Below are 20,053 nucleotides of genomic sequence, written 5' to 3'. Positions count from 1 at the left end.
GAGCCGCTCTTGGGGGGTTAGTTTCTAGTATGATTACATTTTTTGACAATTTTAATTTGTCTTTTGTACTGATTACCCTGAGCAGCTTTCTCGTTGCTCTGGTCGTTGTCCTCACAAAAGACAGCCACCTGCACTGCACCGCCAAGGGTCATGCAGGTCTTGAGGTGCAGAGCATGCACAAAGCCCCAACACCCAGAATTGGCGGGGTCGCTTTTGTGACCGGTACGCTGATTGCGCTGCTCTTGCTGACTGGCGAGGCCTTTTCCCTGCTGGCCCTGATGCTGGTGGCGGGGCTTCCGGTGTTCGTGGTCGGCTTGTGCGAGGATATCGGCATTGGAGCCCGCCCCTACAAGCGCTTGCTTGCGGCGATGATCAGCAGCCTTATCATGGTATTGGTGACCGGCGCGACCATCGACCGCGGGGTGGCGCCTTATATCGACCAGGCGCTGGCTGTCACGCTGATTGGTGCAGTGTTCACCATCATCGTGGCCACATCGATCAGCCATGCGTTCAACCTGATTGACGGGCTGAACGGGCTGGCTATGTCGGTGGCCGTCATTTCTCTGGTGTCGCTGAGTTTCATCGCCTTGCGGTTTGACGATCATGCGGTGGCTTTGCTGGCGACGGTTATCGCCCTGTCGATCCTAGGTGTGTTCTTTGTGAACTTTCCCTTCGGCAAGATCTTTCTGGGGGATGCCGGGGCCTATCTTATTGGCTTCATGGTGGCCTGGGTCGCGATCCTGCTGATGGAGCGCAACCCCGACATCTCGCGCTGGTCGATGCTGCTGGTGATCTTCTGGCCCTTCGTCGACACAACCTTTGCGGTGCTGCGGCGCGTGCTCAAAGGGGTGTCGATAGCCGCCCCGGACAAGTTGCATTTCCACCATCTGGTGCTGCGCACCATCCTGCGCCATGGCAAAGCCAAAAGCCGCAGCGCAGCCAACCCGGTCGCCTCAAGTCTGGTCATGCCGCTGGCCGTGATACCGGCCATCCTGGCGGTAGTGGCCAGTGACAGCCGAGGGCTCTCTATTCTGTTCCTGGGTCTGTGCACGGTGGGCTATCTTGTGGCGCGGCTCGGGTTGGTGGCAGCGTTTCGGCAGACACCACAAGAGGCCTATCGCTCGTCTGTGGCGGCAATCGAAAAAATCCAACCTGCGACACCATCCAACCGACTGGATGAGGCGGTTCTGGATTAAAGTGCTATATGGCGACGATATCTGCTTGCCCCATCTTACCGCTCATATCCAGAACGGTGGGGCCTGCTACAGACTGGACAGCCTGAGAGCGAGAACGTAAACGCAGGGCAACAGCCTATTCACGGATTTTGTATATTATGGCACGAGCGCTTTTTGGAACCGATGGTGTACGCGGAGAAGCAAACAGCTTTCCCATGACCGCGGAAATCGCGATGAAGCTGGGGGCTGCGGTTGGCCGCTACTTCCGCCGCGACAAGAACGAGCACCGTGTAGTGATCGGCAAGGACACCCGTCTGTCGGGTTACATGCTTGAAAACGCGCTGACGGCGGGCTTCACCTCGACCGGCATGAACGTCTTTCTGCTGGGTCCGGTGCCCACGCCGGCGGTGGGGTATCTGACGCGTTCGATGCGTGCGGATGTGGGGGTCATGATCTCGGCCAGCCACAACCATGCCAATGACAACGGCATCAAGTTCTTTGGCCCTGACGGGTTCAAGCTCTCGGATGAGGCCGAGACCGAGATCGAATCGATCATGAACCGCGGCATCACCCTGTCGCGCCCCGAAAACATCGGCCGGGCCAAGCGTCTGGATGACGCTTTGGGTCGCTATGTGGAATATGCCAAGACCACCTTCCCGCGCCAGCGCCGCCTGGATGGGCTGCGCATCGTGCTGGATTGCGCCAATGGTGCGGCCTATCGCGCCGCCCCCACGGTACTGTGGGAACTGGGCGCCGAGGTCATCCCCGTGGGCGTCTCGCCCAACGGACGCAACATCAACGCCGAATGTGGCTCGACCCACCCGCATCAGGCGGCTCAGAAGGTGCGCGAGACCCGCGCCGATCTGGGCATCTGCCTGGATGGGGACGCCGACCGGCTGATCCTGCTCGATGAGACCGGAAAAGAGGCCGACGGTGATCAGATCATGGGTCTGATCGCCACCCGGTGGGCCCGCGAAGGCCGCCTGAGCGGCAATGCCCTGGTGGCCACCGTGATGTCGAACCTCGGCCTGGAACGACACCTGAACGATCTGGACATCGGTCTGGAACGCACCAATGTGGGCGACCGCTATGTGGTGGAACGGATGCGCAAGAACGGTCACAACCTGGGCGGCGAGCAATCAGGTCACATCGTGATGACCGATTATGGCACCACCGGCGACGGGCTGATCGCGGCGCTGCAGTTCATGGGTGCCATGGTGGAAACTGGTCAAAAAGCCAGCGACCTGACCCGCGTCTTCACCCCGGTGCCGCAAAAGCTCAAGAACGTGCGCTATGCGCCGGGCAAGGATCCCCTGGCCGAGGACTGCGTGCAAAGTGCCATCGCCAAGGGCGAAAAGACCCTGGGCAGCAGCGGCCGCCTGCTGATCCGCAAATCCGGGACCGAGCCGCTCATCCGCGTGATGGGCGAGGCCGAGGATCAGGGTTTGCTGGACGAGGTGATCAGCGGTATCAGCGATACGATCGCCGGTGTCAGCTGAAACAATATGACAAAAGGTAAGCGGCATCCTGCACAGCAGGTTGCCCGGATTTGTTGAGCCACTGCTGAAAAACTGCCATAACCTGAATACTGTTAGCGCAAGAAGAAGATTTTTTAAGGGAGTATTGAGATGTGCGGAATTGTTGGAATTCTGGGGACATCCGAGGTTGCGGGGCGGCTGGTTGAATCGCTTCAACGGTTGGAATACCGGGGCTATGACAGCTCAGGGATAGCGACCATCCAGAACGGCCGCGTCGACCGTCGCCGGGCGGTGGGCAAGGTGGCTGCGCTCTGCGATCTCCTGGACATGGACCCGCTCGACGGTCAGGCGGGCATTGCGCACACCCGTTGGGCCACCCACGGCGTCCCCAATGAAACCAACGCACATCCCCATCACGCAGGCCAGGTTGCCGTTGTCCACAATGGCATCATCGAAAACTACGCAGGCCTGCGCGAAGAGCTGATCGAACAGGGCATCAACTTTGCCTCGGACACCGACACCGAGGTGATCGCCCAGCTTTGCAACAGCTATCTGAACGCAGGCAGCACCCCGTTTGAGGCGGTGCAACAGACCCTGCAGCGCATCCACGGTGCCTTTGCCCTGTGTTTCCTGTTTGAAGGCGAAGATGATCTGATGATCTGCGCCCGTCAGGGCTCGCCCCTGGTGGTGGGATATGGCGAGGCCAACGAAGCCACGGGCCGCCGCGAGATGTTCGTGGGTTCGGACGCGCTGGCGCTGGCGCCGATGACGCAAAAGATCGCCTACCTCGAAGAGGGCGACATGGCCGTGCTGACCCGCTCGGGCGTCGACGTTTATGACCGCGCGTTCCAGCCGGTCACCCGCGAGGCGCGTCAGCTCAAGCTCGATGCCGTTCTGGTCGACCGCGGCGAGCACCGCCATTACATGCACAAGGAAATCCACGAGCAGCCCGCCACCCTGGCGCGCGCGTTCTCCAACCTTCTGAACCTGGACAACAGCAGCCTCAATGGCGCGGTGGCCGATGTCTCGTTCGAGGGCGTGAACCGCATCGTCCTGGTGGCCTGCGGCACCGCCTATTACGCGGCATCCGTGGCGAAATACTGGTTCGAAAGCCTGGCCAACCTGCCCGTTGAACTCGATATCGCCAGCGAATTCCGCTACCGCTCGGCGCCGTTGCGCGCCGATGATCTGGCGATCTTTGTCAGCCAGTCGGGTGAGACCGCCGATACCCTGGCCGCCCTGCGCCACGTCAAGGGCAAGGTCAAAACCTCGCTGGCGGTGATCAACGTGCCCACCAGCTCGATCGCGCGCGAGGCCGATCACGCGCTGGAAATCATGGCCGGGCCGGAAATCGGCGTCGCTTCGACCAAAGCGTTCAGCGGCCAACTGGCACTGCTGGCGGCCCTGGCGCTGAAAGCGGGCAAGGATCAGGGGCTGGTCGATGCAGACCGCGAACGTCAGCTGGTCACCGGCATGGCAGGCCTGCCCCGCCTGATCGCCGAAACCATCGAGATCGAACCGCTGGTTCAGGAATTTGCCACCACCATGACCACGGTGCGCGACGCGCTGTTCCTGGGCCGTGGTGCCCTGGCGCCGCTGGCGCTTGAGGCGGCACTGAAGCTGAAAGAGATCAGCTATATCCATGCCGAAGGCTATGCCGCAGGCGAGCTCAAGCATGGCCCCATCGCGCTGTTGGACAAGGACGTGCCGGTCATCGTCTTTGCCGCCTCCGGTCCGCTCTTTGAAAAGACCATGTCCAACGTGCAAGAGGTCGCCGCCCGTGGCGCGCCCGTGCTGATGGTCACCGACCCGCAAGGGGCAGCACTTGCACAAGAGGTCGGCCTGAAAACCCTGGTGGTGCCGTCCACGGCCGAGGTTCTGGCCCCCTTCACCCACACCATCGTGGCGCAGCTTCTGGCCTATCATGTGGCGGTGCTGAAAGGCACCGACGTGGACCAGCCGCGCAACCTGGCAAAATCGGTGACCGTGGAATAACCCGCCGGTCCTTGGAACACGAAACGGCCCGCGCCTGGATATCAGGGCGCGGGCCGTTTTGGTTTGACGCTCAATACGCCTCCATATTGCCCAGCAGAAGCGAATGCATATCGGTGCTGAAACCCCCATCGGTGGCAGTCACCGTGGTGCCGGTATTGTAGTTCACGGATGTGGGCGTGATCCCCGACAGATCCGCGTTGGCATCCAGGAACAGCCATTCGGGCGCGGATGTCCCCTCCAGCCCCACCGCCGCACGCAGCACATCCAGCGCATCAAGGGCATTGATGGTGCCGTCGCGGGTGATGTCCGCCGCGATCAGGTTCAAGGCCGAAGCCGGCCCCCAGGTCGGATCCAATCCCACCGCAATACGCAGTACCTGCAGCGCATCCAGCGCGGTGATCTCGGCGCTGGCGGTGGAATAGGATTTGACGATGTCCAGCGTGCCTGTGCTGCTGCCCGACAGGCCCAGATCGAAACTTCCGTTGGCATCCGCCTGCGCCGTCACCATGCTGCCGCCTGATGGAGTGAACCGGACCTCGGCGTCACTCAGCGCGGTGTTGGCGGTGCCTGTGGCCACGGTGATCTGTCCCACCACCCCTGGCGAGCCGATCGAGATGGCAGGCGTGCCGCCCCCACCACCGCCACCGCCAATGCCGATGATCGGAACATGGTCCGGCCCGGTGAACTCTCCGCCGAAAATCGTGCTGGCCTCAAGCGAAGTGCCCGAGGCCGAATTGATCACGATGGTGTTGTCGCGATAGGTGATCTGCGCGCCCTGCCCGGTCGAGGTGATCGACAGCTGGCCGACATTGCGCAGCATCGGATAGTCAAACAGATCCAATCGGTCGATCCCGGCCTCGAAATCGGTGATCGTGGTGGTGCCCGATCCGTCGCGCATGACAAAGATGTCAGCTTGGCTGCCACCCGACATGGTGGTCGTTCCCGTGGCCGCGATCAGGATGTCACTGCCTGCCCCGCCTGACAGGGTGGCATCCCCGGTGAGCCCCATCAGCATGTCGTCACTGCTGCTGCCGGTCACGGTGCCGGTCCCTTGTAATACATATCCCAACGAGGCCAACGAGACCGACATCTGGGTCAGGCCCGCATCCTCTTGCGAGCTGGCAAAGATCTGCAGATCGGTGCCCACGTAAGCCATGGCAATGGCCTCGACATTCTGCAACCCGGTCAGGGTGGTGTCGGCAAAGCTTTCCAGATGGATCAGCTTGCCATGCGGCGTCAGGGTAAAGAGGCTTAGCCCGTCATCGCCTCCACCCGCCACCACAAAGACCCGGTCCTGGACCTCGATCAGTGCCAGATCCTGCACTTTTTCGAACCGGGTGCTCAGCGTGTCCAGCAGGTGATCGGTCGGCACCAGCCGCCCATCCAGCCCCAGGCGCATGACGCTGAGCGAATTGCTGCCCGAGGCGGCCACGATCACCCAGGATTCGCCGTAAGCCTGCACCACTTCGATCGCGGTGATGTCTGCCAGCCCCAGCCCGTATTCCGCGCCACTGGTGCTGGGAGACGACAGCGTGCCGCTGTTGGTGTCGATCCCATAAGCCACCACATTGTGCGAGACCGGGTCGGCCGCGACCACATAGGTGCTGCCCCCCGTCTCAAGCGTCTTGAGCGCAACGGCCTGCCCTGCCTCGCTGCCGATCAGGGTCAGCGTGCCATCGGATTCGATCCGATAGGTGGCAATGCGGTCGGTCTCGTCATGAGCGATGGCGAGGAACCCGTTGCCTGCCCCAGCCACCTGCGTCATCGCGTCAATGTCACCACCGCCGCTCAAGGTGACGGTCTCGCGCAGGCTGCCGATGTCGCCGCCCGAGTTGAGCGTATAGCTCACCAACCCCGTGGCCGTGTCCACATCCAGCGCCAGATGCTCGGTGCCTGCGATGGTGACCGGCATGATCCGGCGCGCCACCTGGCTGGTGATCGAACTGGCATAAGCCTGATCGTCATAGAGCACCGGACTGCCACCCGATTGCAGACGCCAGGCCGTGATGCCGCCATTCACCCCGCTGGCCGCATAAAGATACGTTTGGCCATTAAACGTTTTTAAAGCCAGATCACCGATACCGGTATCGAACCCAGCCGATCCCGTTGTCGTAATACCTACGAATTGAAACATGAAAACACCCCAAACCACTCACAAGGCACAGCCTGGACAGGGGGTGGGGCGGATCCGGGACCGGAATTGTGGTGAGAAGGGGGCCTTTGGCCTCAGATTAACTCAATTTTGAGAGGTGAAGCCGCGCAACAGGAAGGAGCGGGTCATGTCGCAAACAGCGCTCGTTCCACATCAGGGATCCAGGGGGACAGCGGATCCGGCGGTCATCTTCACCATGGCAGACAGCCTTTGCAGCGTACGAGGACAACGATGAAGACGCCAATTTCAACACAGGACCAAAGAGCGGCGGACCAGCAGGACGATGGTGCGCGCAGACATTTCATTCGCAAATGGCTTGACCGGAAATGGCAGGCCTTTGCCAAAACCGGGCTGGGCGGCTTGCTGCTGGCTCTGCCCGCATTGGCGCAGGCCTCGACCCCGGATGATGCCTATCTGGATGTGGATACGATGGCCAATGTGCGCTCGGTTCAGACCCTCGGGGATGGCAGTGTGCAACTGACCCTGCTCGATGGGCGCCAGGTGATCGTGCAGGCGGCGGATGTGCGCATTCTGGATGCCGATCAGATCCTGATCTCGGGCGAAGCCGCGGCCGAGATTGCTCAACTGGCAGCCGACACCGCAGGCGGTGGGGATGGCGGCGGTGGCGGTGCCTCGGGTCTGGGCGGTGCAGGCGCGGCCCTGGCCGGACTTGGCGTTGCCGGCGCAGTCGGCGGCGGCGGAGGGGGCGGCGGCGGCGCGGCCCCTGCCCCCCCACCATTGACACTCAGCGATCTGACCAGCACAGGCCTGTCCAACGCCAGCACCGGCACCACCGTGCCAGCCGGGACCGAAAATGTCGTGGTCACCATCGGAAGCTTCAGCAAGACCGTCACCCCGGACGAGGACGGCAATTGGACCCTGACCTTGACCCAGGCCGAAGCTGCTGCTCTGCCGCAAGGCGCCACCACGATCGAGGTGGCGTATGAAAATGCCGCCGGGAATATTTTTGGCACAGAAACAGTTGCTTATACCATCGATACGCAACCGCCATCGCTCACCATCAACCCCGTTGCAGGGGATGCGATCGTGAATGCGGCCGAGGCGGGCAGCGACCTGAACATCACCGGCACCACCGATGCCGAGGATGGCCAGACCGTGACCGTGACCCTCAACGGTCAGACCTATACCGGCACCGCCAGCGGCGGCGCCTGGAGTGTGACCGTGCCTGCCGCGGCTCTGACGGCCTTGGGGGATGGGGCAAACATGACGGTGACGGCAGATGTCACGGATGCAGCAGGCAACCCGGCCGCCCAGGCCAGCAGCGCGCTGAGCACCGATTTCACCGCACCCACCGTGACCATGAATGCGGTTGCTGATGGTACCATCAATCTGATCGACCAGGGGCGCGATCTGCAGATCACCGGTACAACAACGGCAGCGGACGGGGATCCGGTCGTCGTGAGCTTCAACGGTCAGAACTATGGTGGTGCGGCCAATGGCGGCACCTGGGGCGTGACCATCCCGCAGGCTGATCTGGCGGGTTTGACCACCGGGACCGATATCGCCGTCAGCGTCACGGTGACGGACGCGGCCGGCAACACCTCGACCGCGGTCACGGCCTCGGTGCCGGTGGATCTAACTGGGCCGTCTCTCACCCTCGCCGACCTGCCGTTTGGAACTGCACTGAGTGCAGCCGAAGCCGGAGCAGACGTGACCGTCAGCGGTACGACGAACAATGTTCCCGACGGTCAGGCCGTCACTGTCACCTTGAACGGTCAGACCTATACGGGCGCCGTGTCGGGCGGCAACTGGAGCGTGACCATTCCTGCCGCCGATCTGGGCGCGCTGACCAATAGCGGAGCGTACACATTGACGGCGGATGTCTCGGACACCGATGGCATAGCGGCCCCACAGGTTTCGTCCGGGTTCCTCGCCGATTTCACCGCACCCACCCTGACAATCACCTCGCTGTCGTCTGGGGCCGTGATGAACGCGGCCGAAGCGGGCACGGATCTGACGGTCTCTGGCACCACCGATGCCGAGGATGGACAGACCGTGACTGTCACCCTGAACAGTCAGACCTACACCGGTACGGTGTCGGGCGGCAGCTGGTCGGTCACCGTTCCGGCCGCAAGTTTGAGCGCATTGACGGATGGCGCAACCATCCCGCTCACGGCTGATGTCTCGGACGTCGCAGGCAACGCGGCCACCCAGGCCAGCAGCAGCTTTGACACCGATTTCACCGCGTACACCGTGACGCTCACCGCACTGTCGGACGGGGCGGTGATGAATGCCGCCGAACAGGGCACCGACTTGACCATGACCGGCGGCTCGGACGCACCCGATGGCACCCAGGTTACGGTCTCCTTGGTTCGCTCGGACGGCACGGTTGACGCCAGCGGCACCGCCACCGTGACCGGTGGGGCCTGGTCGCTAACGATCCCGGCTGCCAGCCTGGCCGCCTTACAAGACGGGCAGACCTATACGGCCAAGGCGGATGTCGCGGATGACGCCGGCAACGTGGGCAGCGCCACATCCAGCTTTGCGACCGATTTCACCGCACCCACCCTTACCCTGAACGCGCTCAGTGTCGGCGGTGTGCTCGATGCGATCGAGCGCAAGAGCGACCTGGCCGTTTCGGGCAGCACCACCGCCGAGGATGGGCAAACCGTCACCGTCACCCTCAATGGGCAGACCTACGCGGCGACCGCGAGCGGTGGCGCCTGGAGCGTGACCATCCCGCAGGCCGATCTGGCCACGCTGGCGGACACGACAGATTACGCGCTGAGTGCAAATGTCTCTGACGCGGCAGGCAATGCTGCGACACAAGCCAGCGCCGGGTTGAGCACCGATTTCCGCCCGATCCTGACTCTCAACGATGTAGGGTCCAATGATGCCGTGGTGTTGTCGACCGCCAAGGCCAGTGGCCTGACGGTTTCGGGCTCTTCTGCCGAGCTGGCGGCGGGGCAATCCGTGGATGTCACCTTGAATGGCACTCTGGTGGGCTCGGCCACCGTTGCCTCGAACGGCAGCTGGTCTCTGGCAATTCCGGCGTCCAGCTTCTCGGCGATCACTGCTGGCACCAACCTGAGCTTTGAGGCAAATGCCTCTGTTGCAGGCGGGCGCGATCCGCTGCCTGCGACCGACACCGCCGTGGCCTATGATGCTGGTGCCTATGTCATTGCCGAAACCGGGCGCGATGGGTCAACCGTCACATTTGCCATGTATGCCGATCCCGATCGGGATGTTTCGGGCGGGCTGGCCGTGACCTCGCAGATGACGTTTGATTCCAGTGTCGTCGCCTTTGATGCGGGATCGGTCAACGCCAACAACGCCTTTAGCCTATTCCTGGCCAACCCCGCAGATGCCTCGACGGTGAACTTTGCCGGCGCCGCCACCAGCTTTGGTGATCTTTCGTCCCCGCTGGTGACATTCGAGATGACCGTGCAGGACGCCAGCAAACCCATCGTGCTGAAACTCACCACACCCGATGGAGGCCCCACGACGTTGCAATTCGGCACCGATGGCGCCGACACGCTGGTGGCCGAGGATGTCAGCAACGTCATCCAGGGCGGCGGCGGCAATGACAGCATCGACGTCTCCGAAGGCGGTCGCCACGTGGTAGTCTTCGAGGCCGACCCAAGCGCCAATGGCACCGATACGGTCACCGGCTTCACCCTGGGCCCAGAGGCCCAGATCACCGATGCCATCACCTTCAGCGGGCTGGATATGTCGTCCCTGCGCGGGGCTGGCACAGGGGTCGAGAACCTGGCCAGCGGTGCCACCATCGGAACGGACACCGGCGTGGTGGGCTTTACCACTGCGGTGAGCGATCTGAACGCGGACACCCTGGCAGATGCAGCCGAAACCCTGGTGGGCACAGATGCGGGCGATGTCTTCTACTTCATGGCCAGCGATGGCAGCAACGCGGCGATGGCGCGCGTCACCTTCTCGGATGCCGATACCGCCACAGCCGAGGTCATGGGCACCTTCAACGGTCTGAGCGATCTCAGCACGCTGCATGCAGACAACATCCTGCACACCGACCCGACCGGTGCTGCGGCCTGACGCAAACACGGTACCGGCGGGCCCTGCAACAGGGAGCCGCCGGACCCAAACACCCGGACCAGAACGGACCCGCAGATGGCAGCACAAACGGATCTTGTCCCGATCAGCAAGGCGCGGCACGGGCACCGGTTCTGGCGGCGCTTTTCCTCGTATGACTTTGCCCGGCCCCTAGCTGAAGTTCCCGTTGTGGCCGAGGAAATCCTGCACTGCGCCAGCGCCTTTCCCCTGGCTTTTCGCCGCAGCGGCCCCAATAGCGGATCAGCGGTCACCCCGGTGGCGCTCCTGTCGTTGATCCCCGAGCAGGACACCCCCTTTGTCAGCCACGAGGGGCACTGGCTGGGGACTTATGTGCCCTCACACCTGCGCAGCCATCCGTTTGCGTCCCAAACCACCGGCCAACAGGATCAGATGGCCCTTCTGATTGATGAAAACAGCGGTCTGATCACGGATAACCCGCGCGACGAGCCATTTTTTGCCCCCGATGGCACGCTGTCCCCGGGGCTGGCCCAAGTGGTGCAGTTCTCACGCACCCGCGCCGCAGCAATGCAGGCGACCGAAGTGCTCTGCGCCACGCTTGAGGCGATGGAGCTGTTCACGCCGTTCATCTCACACGAGGGGGTTGATCTGCCCGTCGGCCTGTTGACCATCGACAGTGGGCGACTCAAATCCTTGCCCGATGCGCATCTTGTGTTGCTCGCACGCCAGGACGCGCTGCGCCTGATCCATGCCCATCAGGTTTCGTTGCAGCACTGTCTCTGGCTGGACAAGGCAAGCCGACAGACGGGTCTTACGAAAGCCACACCTGACACAGATACAACCTCTCCGGGCAATGATGCGCTTGACGGGTTTCTCTCTGCTCTGGCACAAGCGCAGGAAAACGACGCAGTGCCCGGGTAATCGGGAGAGGAGAGCAAATGTCTACAGGTGAAGCCCCCTCTGCCAGAGCAGGGGTTGCCGGTCTGATCCTTCTGGCCGTGGCCGCCTGTGATATTGCGCCTGATCTTTCCACCGTCGAAGCCTCTTTTGCCACCGGCACCGCCGGAGCCGGCGCGGCCCAGATCGACAGCGCCCTGGCCAAAAGCAGCTTTGGCCAGCAGATCACCCAAGCCGTCAACACCAGCCCCGATCTGGCCCAAAGCAGCGTGCGCATCCGCGCCGCCCAAGCCGAGCAAGAGGCGGCCGAAGGCGCCTGGAAACCGCAGGTCTCGGTGGGTGTCAACGCAAGCTCGCGCCAGCAAACCATCAACGAGGCCAGCACCTCGCCCTATCTGCGCATCTCGCAGCTGGTCTATGACGGCGGTGCGGCAGCGGGCGACCAGACCGCCGCCCGCGCCCGCGTTCTGGAAAGCCGCGGCGATCAGCTGACCACGGCGGCGGCTGTCACGCTCGAGGCGATCGAGGCCTATGTGATGGTGCTGGACCGGCGCAAACTGCTGTCCATCGCCCGCGACAACGTCGCCACGCACGAGCGGCTGGAACGCCAGATCAGCGAACGCACCGACAGCGGTGCAGGGTCCGAGGCCGACGTACTGACCGCCCGCTCGCGCATGGCCGATGCGCGTACGTTCTACGCCGATGCGCAGGCGCGCGCTGACCGGGCCGAGGCGCGCTTTCGCGAGGTCTTTGCCCGCGCCCCCTCTTCCCTGCCGCAACCACAGGCCGCCCCCGGCCTGACCCGCAGCGACAGTGAAATCGTCGGCAACAGCCCCCGGGTCCGGGCGCTGACCGCCAGCCTGCGTGCGGCCGAGGCCGATCTGATCGCCGCCAAGGCGCGCCGCCGTCCCAGCCTAGTGGCCGGCGCGCTTGGAGATCGCAATGCAAATGACGATCCGGACGTTTCCGTTGACCTGTCGTTAAACTTTGATCTGGATACTTCTGGTCAGCGTCGCGCTGCTGTCAAAGCGGCCGAGGCCAGAGTGGAAGAAGTCCAATTCGAACGCGATTTGCTGATCCGCGAGATCGGTCGTGAACTGGAATTCATTCGGTCGGACCAGAAAGCCGGTGCAGAACGGCTCAAGGCTGCCCGAATTGCCGCAAAGGCCAATGCCGACAGTGTCGCGGCCGCACAGGAACAGTTCACTATCGGGCGTCGCAGCCTGATCGAGATTCTGGATGCACAGCGCGACTATGTCGGGGCGCAGGAACGGTTGATATTGGCGGAACAGAATTTCTTTCTGACCAATTATGCCGCGCTCAGCCTGACCGGTGACATCCTGGATGTATTTGGCATAGCCCTGAACGATTGGGGCGAAGAGGATGAGCCACCATCATGACGCTCTCGCAGGTCGATACCGTTGGAAAGTCCCCCCGATTTGAACCCGATATCGTCCCTGCCCTAGAAGCCTGCATCCTGCATGTGGCCGACAGCCTGGACCGCCCCATCACTCTGGCAGCCCTCCATGCGGCGCAATCGGGAACATCCGGCACGCTGTCTGTCCGCGATGCCATCGCCGCTGCCGAACGCGCCGGGCTGCAAGCGGGGTTCGGCGCCCGAAAACTCAGCCAATTTGACGCCGCGCTTACCCCTGCGATCCTGTTGCTCAAGGATGACCGCGCCGTGGTCTTCCATGGCCGCGACCCCAAGGGCAGGCTGCTGATCCATGATCCGGCCCTGGGCGAAGGGATCGGCGAGCTCGACGAGCGCGAGCTGCAAGACAGCTACACCGGTTATGCGCTGCTGTTTCGGCGCGAACACCGCGACGATATCGCCGCCACGGCCAAGGGGCGGCACGGGCATTGGTTCTGGTCGGCGCTCGCTGCCAACCGCTGGTCTTATACTCAGGTGATCCTGGCCGCCGTGCTGGCCAATGTGCTGGGGCTGACGACCTCGATCTTCATCATGATCGTCTATGACCGGGTACTACCGAACGAGGCGACGGAATCGCTCATTGCGCTGACCCTTGGCGTCGGGCTGGCGTTGCTGTTTGATTTCGTGATCAAGATGCTGCGCGCCGGTTTCATCGACCGGGCCGGCAACCGCGCCGATGCGCAAATGGGGCGGCGTATCTTTGACCAACTGCTGAACATGCAGATGCACGCGCGCAAGGGATCGACCGGGGCCATGGCCAACACCCTGCGCGAGTTCGAAACCCTGCGCGAATTCTTTACCTCGGCCACGCTGGTGGCGGTGGTGGATCTGCCTTTCATCACGCTGTTTGTCGGTGTGATCTACCTGATCGGCGGGCCGCTGGCCTTGGTGCCTGCTTTGGCGGTTCCGGTGGTGCTGCTGACCGGGCTCGCCGTGCAGCCACTGCTGTCGCGCCTGGCCGAGCGCAGCTTTGCCGACGGGCAATCCAAACAAAGCGTGCTGGTGGAAACCGTGTCCGGGATCGAAACCATCAAGACCACCGGGGCCGCCCGCCAGATGCGTGCCCGCTGGGACGAGGCGATTGAACGGCAAGCCCAGCACGGGCAGCGCAGCCGCGCCATCAGCCAGTTTGCCCTAAACCTGACCGGCTTCACCCAGCAGGCGGCGCAGGTGCTGATCGTGTTCTACGGCGTCTTTCTGATCACCGCAGGCGAGGCGAGCATGGGTGCACTGGTCGCCTCGGTCATCTTGACGGGGCGGGCTTTGGCGCCCCTGGGACAGCTGGCACAGACCCTGACACGGGCCAATCAGGCGCGCACATCCTATCGCAACCTCGATGCCCTGATGCAGAGCGAGAGCGAACGCCCCGAGGGGCGCAGCTGGATCAGCCGCCCCAAGCTGGACGGTGGTATCACCTTCAACAACGTCTATTTCGCCTACCCCGATCAGGGCAATGATGCGCTCAAGGGCGTGTCGTTTCGCATCAATCCGGGCGAAAAGGTCGCCATCCTGGGCCGCATCGGATCGGGCAAAAGCACCGTGGCGCGGCTGCTTCTGGGGCTTTATCAGCCGCGCGTGGGCTCGGTCATGGTCGATGGGCTGGACATCCGTCAAATTGATCCGGGCGATCTGCGCCGTAATATCGGATCGGTTTTGCAGGACATCTGGCTGTTTTCCGGCACCGTGCGCGAGAATATTTCGATCGGGGCGATCCGCCCGCGTGATCACGACATTGTCGCGGCCGCCCGCACCGCCGGGGTCGAGGATTTTCTGGCCCAGCACCCGCATGGCTATGACATGATGCTGGGGGAACGCGGCGAGGGGTTGTCAGGCGGACAACGCCAGGCCATCACCCTGGCCCGTGCCTTGGTCGGACGCCCGCCGATCCTGCTGTTTGACGAACCCACCAGCGCCATGGACGTGCAGAACGAGGCCGCGGTGATCAAGCGCCTGAAAGAGGCCGCCGCCGACAGTACCATGGTGATCGTGACCCACCGCACCAGCCTGCTGGAACTGGTCGACCGGGTGATCGTGATCGAAGACGGCAAGGTTGGTGCTGACGGGCCCAAAAGCCTGCTGACCCGTCACGCCCCCAAAACAGGCTCTAAACAGGGGAGACAGGCCAATGTCGCGGCATCCTGATCTGGACAAGCTGGCCCGCGAGATGCGCGGGCGCTCGCCCCTGCGCGGCTCGCTGCTGCTGTTGGTGATCCTGGGCTTTCTGGTCACCGCAGGGCTTTGGGCGCACAACACCGAGATTGACGATGTCACCCGTGCGGATGGGCGCATCGTGCCCTCGGGCGACATCCAGGTGATCCAGGCCACCGAGGCGGGCGTGCTGCAGGCGCTGCATGTGCGCGAAGGCCAGGTGGTCGATCAGGACACCCTGCTGATGGAACTGGACGGCACCCAATTGGACAGCCAGCTCAGCCAGGAACAGCAACGCGCCTTTGGCCTGATGGCCCGGATCGAACGGCTGCAGGCCGAGATCGACGACGTAGCCTTACGCTTCAGCGACGAGTTGCTGGCCGAGGCAGCGGATGTGGTGCGCTCGGAAACCGCGCTGTATCAGGGGCGGCAGGCGGAATTGCAGGCGGAAATCGACATCCTGGAAAACCAGCGCCTGCAGCGGCAGCGCGAGTACGAAGAGGGGATGGTGGATCAGGTCACCGCCACCGCCACGCTCATGGTGCTGGCCGAGGAACGCGCCATCATGGCCCCACTGGTGGAACGGCGAATGGAACCCGCCACCACGCTGCTCACCCTGCGCCGCAGCGAGGCCGAATGGCAGGGCCGTCAGGTTCGCGCCGAAGCGGTGGTAAACCGTCTGCACACAGGCCTCAGCGAAATTGACGAACGCATCCGGGCACAGCGCAAACGCTTTCGCAGTGCAGCGCTCACCGATCTGGCGCTGGCCACGGCCGAGCTGGCGGCGCTGAAACCCGCCCTGCCCGCGCTGGAACGTCGCGCGGCGCGGGCGCAACTGCACGCACCTGTGCGTGGCATCGTCAACCGCATCCACCGCAGCACGCTTGGGGCGCTCGCGCGCAGCGGCGAGGACCTGATCGAGATCGTGCCGCTGGATGATACCCTGCTGGTCGAGGCCTACGTGCGCCCCGCCGACATCGCGTTTCTGCACGCGGGCCAACCGGTCAAGGTCAAGATCACGGCCTATGACTTCTCGCGCTATGGCAGCCTGGATGGCGAGATTACCCGCATCGGTGCCGACACGATCACCCGCTCGGAACGCAATGACGAAGAGGTGTTTGTGGTCGAGGTGCGCACCGAAAACACCATGTTGGATGGCGATGGGATCGCGGTTGAAATCATCCCCGGCATGATCACCGAAGTCGACATCCTGACGGGTCGCAAATCGGTGTTGGATTACCTGATCCAGCCGGTTGTCCGCGTTAAAGATCGCGCCCTCAGAGAATGACCCTCAATCCCATCGGCTCATGGGCTGAGCGGATCCCCGCGCGCAGGAAAAACACAATATGGCGTTTTTTTGGCGCGGTTGGCAACTAAGACTTGCGAGTCCCGTCGATTCCCGACCATAGGAATATCAATGAATTCCGGGGAAGACTATGTTGCCAAAATCCGTTTTGCTTGTCGTGTTCGCGTTTCTGAGTGCCTGCAGCACCATTTATGTTGCGCCTGATGTGCCTAAGAATGATGAACACGTCGTTGTTGTGCCTGTCTCGGAGCAGACCATCAGCACTTACAACCGCTCGGGTTATACCCCAAAATCGCTGCCATCTGTATTTTTCCAGAGCGCGGGCACCTCGGGCACCCTGCGCGGCGCGGGCACCTTGCCTGAAAGCTCGCTGCCAGAAGAACAGCGCCCCTCGACCCTCAGAAGCAATGTCCCTGTTGAGCCCCGCGTCGGTCCCTATCGCATCGGCGTTGGCGACGTGGTGCTGCTGGCCACCAAATCCAGCCGCAACTCGGTCGAAGAACTCAGCGGCCTGCTGGCAGCCCAGAACAACCGCCGCGGCTATACCGTGCAGGATGACGGCGCCATCGCAATCCCGGATGTGGGCCGCGTCCGCCTGGCCGGCCTGACCATCGAAGAAGCCGAGGCCGAGCTGTTCCAGAGCCTGGTGGAAAACCAGATCGACCCTGCCTTCAGCCTCGAGATCGCCGAGTTCAACTCGCAACGTGTCAGCGTTGGTGGTGCTGTGCGCCAGCCCGGGGTCAGCTCGATCAACCTGACCCCGCTTTATCTGGATCAGGCCATCGCCGCTGCGGGCGGCCTGGCCGTGCGCGACCTCGATTTCGCCTCGATCCGGCTCTATCGTGACGGCACCCTCTATCAGATCCCGCTGCAAGAATACCTCGACAATCCTGACATGCAGCGCATTCGCCTGGTGGCAAGCGACAGCATCTATGTCGACAGCGAATACGAGCTGGACAAGGCCGAAACCTATTTTGGCCAACAGATTCAACTGACCACGGTCCGCCTGGCCGCCCGCGAACGCGCCCTCGAAGAGCTGACTACCGAAATCTCGCTGCGGCGCGCAGAGCTGGACGAGCAGCGCAGCAACTTCCAGGCTCGGATCGAACTGGACGGGGTGGATCGTGATTATGTCTACCTGGCTGGCGAACGCAGCCAGCCCAGCCGCTACACCCTGCCCTTTGGTCGCCAGACGACGCTGGCCGACGCGCTGTTCGACGGCAACGGATTTTCCAGCGAAACCTCGGATCCATCGGAAATCTACGTGCTGCGTGCCGCCCCCAAGAAGGGCCACCAAGAGCGTGTCCTTGCCCTGCATCTGGATGCCGAAGACGCCACCGCCTTTGTTCTGGCCACCAAGCTGGAGCTGCGGCCCAACGACATCGTCTTCATCGCCGAACAGCGCGTGACCCGTTGGGGCCGCGTCGTCAACCAGCTTGGCCCGGGCCTGATCGCAGCCGCCATCGCAGCCCTGTGATGGCCTGAGACCCACGGCATGAGGGCTCCAGTCTGGACCCCTCATGCCGGTTCCTATATTTCCCTTTGCATGTCACTTTTAAAACGCCTCTTCTCCGGCAAACCCAAGGCCGTTCCCTTCACCGCCGAGCTGGCCCCCGATACCCCCTTCTATGTTGTCGGGGATGTGCATGGCCGCATGGACTTGCTGGAAAAACTGCTCGCCAAGATCGACGCCGAAGACGGCGCGATGGATGTGCCGCTGGTCTTTGTCGGCGACTACATCGACCGGGGCGAGCAAAGCGCCCAGGTGCTGCGCCATGTCCATGGCCTGTATCAAAGCGCGGACCGACAGGTGATCTGCCTGACCGGCAATCACGAAGACATGCTGCTCAAGTTCCTCGAAGACCCCGCCGAACGCGGTGCCCGCTGGTTGCGCTATGGCGGTCTGCAGACCCTGTTCAGCTTTGATGTCGGCGCCATTTCCGACAAAAGCTCGGAGGGGGCGATGGAACAGGCGCGCAACGCGCTTGAAGATGCCATGGGGCCAGAGTTGATCAAATGGCTCGAAGACATGCCCACCTCGTGGCAGAGCGGCAATATCGCGGTGGTGCATGCTGGTGCGGATCCCGCCGAGCCGATCCTGGATCAAAGCCCACGCATCCTGAAATGGGGCCACCCCGATTTCCGCCACAAGACCCGCAGCGACGGCACCTGGGTGGTACATGGCCATACCATCGTGGATCAGGCCAACGCCACCGATGGGCGCATCGCCACCGACACCGGTGCCTTTGCCACCGGCAAGTTGACGGCGGCCTATATCGAGCCGGGCGATATCCGCTTCATTCAGGCCTGAAACAGACCCTATTAGAGCCTATTTTTGGCGCAGATCGGCTGCGTCCAGAGACAGGAACCACGCATAGGTCTGGCGAATGCCCTCTTCCAGAGGGATGCTGGCGCAGGATCGCCCTCCACCATGCCCCGGCGGCCTGCCATATAGACCTTCATTGCGACCCATGCCCAGGATTAAATGGCACCGTTTACCAAAGAGAACTGAGGTGCTGTCGTAACTCGATCCTGCAATGTCACGATGTCACGTATGAAAATCGTATTCTGCCCGGTGCCACCCAAGTTCAATTTACGTTGAAAGGGATCGTAGGAATAAGCTTCAAATCCATGGTCGGCCATAATTGCGCTGACGCTTTCTGAACCAGATGCGTTGTTTTCCGTGATAATCGACTTCAGGCTTGGGTCGGACAAAAATCCAGACATGCCCTTCAACACCTCGGCTTCAAAGCCTTCAACATCGATTTTGACCAGGAACGGGACCTCTCCTTGTAGGAGATCATCCAGCCGGTGAACTGATACTTCAACCGTTTCCCCTAGATATTCCCCGTCAATCGCGCGATTTGTGGTGTCGCTGTCGGCAGTGAAGCGAAGCTGTTCCGCCTTGGATCCGGCGCCGACATTATAGGCCATCGTGCGGGCATCAATTCCATTGCAGACAATATTACGCTGCAGTCGTGCGAATGTGCTGGCAATTGGTTCCAGGCAAATGGAGCGCGCACCAACCCCCCCTGACGCCAGTACCGTGAAACTGCCGATATTTGCACCCACATCTGCAAAAAGATCGCCCGCCCGCAATGCATGGAGGACAAAGGCCATATCGGCCACTTCATGCAGCCCGCAATACCAATTTCCCGTTGCGCCTGACATGCCTCTTTCCATGATCAGCACGGTGTCATTCACGAAAGGGACATGCTGCGGATATGGCATGATTCGAGTCGCGAATTGCCAGCGCATAAAGCGCGATAATGCGCCGAGCCGGTTTGGCCTGTTGAGCGGATGTTTTATGAGAAACCGTAGAGTATTCAGCATAACTTACCCCTCGTGTGAGACCGGCAGATCCATGCCGTGCTCTTTCAGCAATGCGTGACGGCGGGCGGTTTTCAGATCCTCGGCCACCATTTCGGCGCACATTTCCTGCACGGTGATCTCGGGCGTCCA

13 protein-coding genes and 1 pseudogene are annotated in these 20,053 nt (G+C 62.4%); 10 read left to right on the top strand and 4 right to left on the bottom strand.

Annotated features, from left to right (window positions below):
- Positions 1–56 precede the first annotated feature (56 nt).
- The 3 genes from TRL7639_RS22280 (at position 57) to glmS (ending at position 4,648) form a co-directional block, all read left to right on the top strand.
- Positions 57–1,196: a glycosyltransferase family 4 protein gene (locus TRL7639_RS22280; RefSeq protein ID WP_165759892.1), complete on the top strand. Its 1,140-nt coding sequence runs from the start codon at positions 57–59 to the stop codon at positions 1,194–1,196.
- Between the two features lie 137 nt (positions 1,197–1,333).
- Entirely contained in the window at positions 1,334–2,674 is a 1,341-nt protein-coding gene (gene glmM / locus TRL7639_RS22275) for a phosphoglucosamine mutase (protein ID WP_085798121.1), read from the top strand.
- Positions 2,675–2,803: 129 nt separating this feature from the next.
- Entirely contained in the window at positions 2,804–4,648 is a 1,845-nt protein-coding gene (gene glmS, locus TRL7639_RS22270; RefSeq protein ID WP_085798120.1) for a glutamine--fructose-6-phosphate transaminase (isomerizing), read from the top strand.
- A 70-nt stretch (positions 4,649–4,718) separates the two neighbouring features.
- Here glmS and TRL7639_RS22265 read toward each other — a convergent pair whose 3' ends face one another.
- Positions 4,719–6,782, bottom strand: a complete 2,064-nt coding sequence (locus TRL7639_RS22265; RefSeq protein WP_085798119.1) for a hcalcium-binding protein — start codon at positions 6,780–6,782, stop codon at positions 4,719–4,721.
- A 249-nt stretch (positions 6,783–7,031) separates the two neighbouring features.
- Here TRL7639_RS22265 and TRL7639_RS22260 point away from each other — a divergent pair, with 249 nt between their 5' ends.
- The 7 genes from TRL7639_RS22260 to TRL7639_RS22230 all read left to right on the top strand — a co-directional run bounded on the left by TRL7639_RS22260 (position 7,032) and on the right by TRL7639_RS22230 (position 18,902).
- Positions 7,032–10,829 carry a beta strand repeat-containing protein gene (locus TRL7639_RS22260; protein ID WP_085798118.1) on the top strand — a complete coding sequence of 1,266 codons (3,798 nt, stop codon included), beginning with the start codon at positions 7,032–7,034 and terminating at the stop codon, positions 10,827–10,829.
- A 75-nt stretch (positions 10,830–10,904) separates the two neighbouring features.
- Entirely contained in the window at positions 10,905–11,726 is an 822-nt protein-coding gene (locus TRL7639_RS22255; RefSeq protein WP_085798117.1) for a SapC family protein, read from the top strand.
- A 17-nt stretch (positions 11,727–11,743) separates the two neighbouring features.
- A complete protein-coding gene (locus TRL7639_RS22250; protein ID WP_085798116.1) occupies positions 11,744–13,102 on the top strand; it encodes a TolC family protein in 1,359 nt (452 codons plus the stop codon).
- Positions 13,099–15,279 carry a type I secretion system permease/ATPase gene (locus TRL7639_RS22245; protein ID WP_085798115.1) on the top strand — a complete coding sequence of 727 codons (2,181 nt, stop codon included), beginning with the start codon at positions 13,099–13,101 and terminating at the stop codon, positions 15,277–15,279. Before TRL7639_RS22250 ends, TRL7639_RS22245 begins: the two co-directional genes overlap by 4 nt.
- Positions 15,263–16,573 carry an HlyD family type I secretion periplasmic adaptor subunit gene (locus TRL7639_RS22240; protein ID WP_085798114.1) on the top strand — a complete coding sequence of 437 codons (1,311 nt, stop codon included), beginning with the start codon at positions 15,263–15,265 and terminating at the stop codon, positions 16,571–16,573. The genes TRL7639_RS22245 and TRL7639_RS22240 overlap by 17 nt, the downstream gene beginning before the upstream one ends.
- A 175-nt stretch (positions 16,574–16,748) precedes the next feature.
- Positions 16,749–18,068 (top strand): polysaccharide biosynthesis/export family protein, encoded by a 1,320-nt coding sequence (locus TRL7639_RS22235; RefSeq protein ID WP_235820491.1) that lies wholly within the window; start codon positions 16,749–16,751, stop codon positions 18,066–18,068.
- Positions 18,069–18,137: 69 nt separating this feature from the next.
- On the top strand, positions 18,138–18,902 hold the full coding sequence (locus TRL7639_RS22230) for a metallophosphoesterase family protein (protein WP_085798113.1): 765 nt from the start codon (positions 18,138–18,140) through the stop codon (positions 18,900–18,902).
- Positions 18,903–18,920: 18 nt separating this feature from the next.
- Here the strand turns inward: TRL7639_RS22230 and TRL7639_RS23185 are convergent, their stop codons facing one another.
- The 3 genes and pseudogenes from TRL7639_RS23185 to TRL7639_RS23420 all read right to left on the bottom strand — a co-directional run.
- Positions 18,921–19,064 carry a hypothetical protein gene (locus tag TRL7639_RS23185; protein ID WP_165759891.1) on the bottom strand — a complete coding sequence of 48 codons (144 nt, stop codon included), beginning with the start codon at positions 19,062–19,064 and terminating at the stop codon, positions 18,921–18,923.
- A gap of 8 nt (positions 19,065–19,072) precedes the next feature.
- Positions 19,073–19,924 carry an FkbM family methyltransferase gene (locus TRL7639_RS22225; RefSeq protein ID WP_085798112.1) on the bottom strand — a complete coding sequence of 284 codons (852 nt, stop codon included), beginning with the start codon at positions 19,922–19,924 and terminating at the stop codon, positions 19,073–19,075.
- A gap of 3 nt (positions 19,925–19,927) precedes the next feature.
- Positions 19,928–20,053, bottom strand: a pseudogene (locus TRL7639_RS23420) (GDP-mannose 4,6-dehydratase); the annotation flags it as partial.

Source organism: Falsiruegeria litorea R37 (assembly GCF_900172225.1).
Classification (GTDB): domain Bacteria; phylum Pseudomonadota; class Alphaproteobacteria; order Rhodobacterales; family Rhodobacteraceae; genus Falsiruegeria; species Falsiruegeria litorea.
This window is presented reverse-complemented; position numbering and strand designations above follow the sequence as displayed.